The sequence below is a fragment of the Streptosporangium sp. NPDC006007 genome (assembly GCF_040614315.1).
GTDB lineage: Bacteria > Actinomycetota > Actinomycetes > Streptosporangiales > Streptosporangiaceae > Streptosporangium.
In genome coordinates this window covers 1-2,777 of record NZ_JBEXUG010000092.1, presented here as the reverse complement: position 1 = coordinate 2,777, position 2,777 = coordinate 1, and the positions used below count along the sequence as shown (strand labels likewise).

Annotated in this window: 2 protein-coding genes; both read right to left on the bottom strand. The window is 60.1% G+C overall.

What is annotated here, in order from left to right; translation table 11 throughout:
* Positions 1-450: 450 nt before the first annotated feature.
* Positions 451-1,971, bottom strand: a complete 1,521-nt coding sequence (locus tag ABZ194_RS30195; RefSeq protein WP_355600419.1) for a peptide deformylase — start codon at positions 1,969-1,971, stop codon at positions 451-453.
* Between the two features lie 119 nt (positions 1,972-2,090).
* Complete coding sequence (locus ABZ194_RS30190) at positions 2,091-2,450, bottom strand: winged helix-turn-helix domain-containing protein (protein ID WP_355600418.1); 360 nt, start codon at positions 2,448-2,450, stop codon at positions 2,091-2,093.
* Positions 2,451-2,777 lie beyond the last annotated feature (327 nt).

Here is a 2,777-nt window from a genome sequence, read left to right as displayed (position 1 = left end):
CTGTGAGCGGTTGCCGCTTCGTTGCCGCCGCGCCGCTCGTCGGCGCGGTGCGCGCCCGCTGGCCGGCGGGACCGGCCCGAAGAGGCCGCACGCCCGCCGGCCGGGCGGGGCGCGCGGCCCCGGTGGATGGACCTCACGCCGCGGGCGTTCCCTCGTCTGCGGTTGGACGGGCGGGGAGGTGCGCTTGTGCTGGTCGGTCTCCTCCGGCAAGTGCCCAAAGGGTCGGCCCGGCCCGCTCGGCGCGTTCGTCTCCTCCTGTCGTTACCGGTTCCTCCGCCTGGCGGTGTTCAGCGTCGGACACCGCCTTCCGCTGGATCGTCACCGCGAGCTCGTGAGTGTCCTTCCCTCTCGTCTCCCCCGCCCTCTCTGCCGGTGGGGCCGGTGCGGGCTCCCGCCGAAGGCGGCTTGAAGACGTAAGCAAAGTCGTAACAGGTTGTTCGGTTCGTGTGGCTACTCCCGGTGCTGCGTCCAGGGCTGTCCGGTGCCCGTGTACTGGGATACCGGTATGGGCTCTACGCCTGGCTTCATCCTGACCCTGTATAGGGTCCCGAAAAGGTGGTCTATCTCGTGGGTAATCAAGCGGGCTACCGGCTGGTGGAATGCGGTGATCTGGGTCTTCCCAGATATGTCTTGATGCTCGACCTCGATAGAAGTCGGACGGGGCACCATGCCACGTACATCAAAGAAGCTCAAGCATCCTTCATACTGCTCATCATGGTCGGCAGACTCATCAATGATCCGAGGATTGATCAGGGTTATGATTTCACCGCCGGGGAGACGCACGACGGCTACTGCCCTGCCGATTCCGATCTGCGGTGCTGCAATGCCCATGCCCTTGGCGAAGGTGTGGACCTGGGAGACCCGTTCCATGGTTGCGACGAGCTGCGAAACCACTCGTCGGGCGTCCTCGGCCTCTGTCGGCAAGTCGAAGGGGCGGGCAACCTCACTGAGAATCGGTTCCCCTTCTTGAGCAATGCCAAGGGTCTGCATCTGCGCGCTTGGCGTAAGAGTCTTCATCTCTGCGACCTCCGATGCTCCGGAATTCTTGAACTTCCACTCAATTCTGTAGCGTGCGTGTAGCGGTGGAGAGTCAGCAGACCAGGCGAAGATTGTTCGATCTCCGGATTCTGTTCTCTTGATGGGGGTCTTAACCGGAGAGGCTTCGGCGGTCATGGAGGTCTCGATTCCCCAGACGATTGGATGCATCTCGGAGGGGAAGTCCAAGGTCATGTTGAGGAGATTGGTTGGTAGCCGTATGGCTCGTGTCCACCATGCGCCCCACTTGTCCTTGCTCACGGTGTAGACGTATTCGATCGATGCGCTTTGCCCTGGGTAAAGAGGAAAACGTCCGTCACCGTTTTCGAAAAGTAGCCAAACCTCCTTGAATGCATCGCGATCGTGCTTAATGCGCCAGGACATTGGTTCGTCCCCGCAGGTTGCGGACAGCCCAATCTCTTCCCACGTAAGCGGGAACTCTCGATAGAGGCGGTTGGATCTCTCTGGATCTCCGGGGAACCGATCAACCGCTATGCGAATCAGATATTGGGTGACGGGGTCACTTCCGACATTGTGTAGATGTCTGCGAATGCGGGTCTTGAAGAGTCCGTCTCGGAATGTGAGTTCCGCTTGCTCACGCGCCACCGTAAGTGCGTTGCTTGGCGCCGACTGCGGGTCTCCTACTGCGGCTGGCTGCTGATGCCTATCGCTTCGTGATTGCGGGCCGCTGTCGCGTAACGCCTTCCATCTCCGCAGGAGTGCACCCCCAGCCCTTAGATGCTCATCAGCGCTTTCGATGAACTCGCGGCTTGGGGTCAGGGAATCATTTTCCACTTTGCTCACATATGACGGGGTGTATCCAACCAGCTTGGCTAGTGCTTTTTGGGAGACGCCGGACACCTCCCGCCAGTGCCGAAGTTCTGCAATCAAGGCGCTTGCTGCTTGCTGGAACGCGTCGTCTTTGCCATGGTCCATGGCTCGCAGCCTCCCAATCGATGAGTGAACGTGAGTGATTCGAGGTTGATTGGCGATCACCCTGTCGGCAATCCACTTTTCCTCGGTTTCATGGGGGCATGACAGAAGTTCGCTACAAGTTAGGAACGCTGGCTGCGGTGGGTGCCTACATCTTCCAAGGACGTCACACGGTCATCCAGGCGGCGCACCACGTCGGTGAGGTCGTCAAGGCGTCGGCGCAACTCATCGACGTCTTTAGGGTCCGCAGCACTGCCGCCCGTACGTACGAACACTCCTTTGCCTTGCTGGCCGATTACCAGCCCATCACGTCGCAACTCGGCAAGCGCAGCTCGGATGACAGTACTGGAAACGGTGTATCGCTCTTGGAGCTGCGCCATGGAGGGCAGTTGCGCTCCAGGTGCCAAGAGACCTGTGCGGATCTGTGTTCGAAGGTCCTCGGCCACCTGGACATATGCGGGAGTACCGGACATTGCGGTCATAGCAGCGTTGTTCTCCTTGGCTTCAAAAGTCTTGGCGCACTTAGTACAGACAGACTGCCTCGCGATCGGTCTGCACACAACGCTTGACGCACAATCAATGCTATGTGCACTATGTACATGAAGACAGTCAGGGTCTACCAAGATCCCGGTAGACAAGCGAAAGGCCCCAGCGGGTTGCCGCCCGCTGAGGCCGGAGCATCGAGAGCTTAGGAGTCCTCCACGATGCATGTTCAGCGTACCCTCGATCAGTTCGACGGTTGTCAGATCCCGGCGGGGGAACTGGCGGCGGCGTTGTTCGCCTCTGACATGCCCGTCCAGAGCGATTGG

Bases quoted from the DNA above. Each gene is read 5' to 3' on its own strand.
- ABZ194_RS30195 (WP_355600419.1), bottom strand. From the start codon at position 1,971: ATGGACCATGGCAAAGACGACGCGTTCCAGCAAGCAGCAAGCGCCTTG.
- ABZ194_RS30190 (WP_355600418.1), bottom strand. From the start codon at position 2,450: ATGACCGCAATGTCCGGTACTCCCGCATATGTCCAGGTGGCCGAGGAC.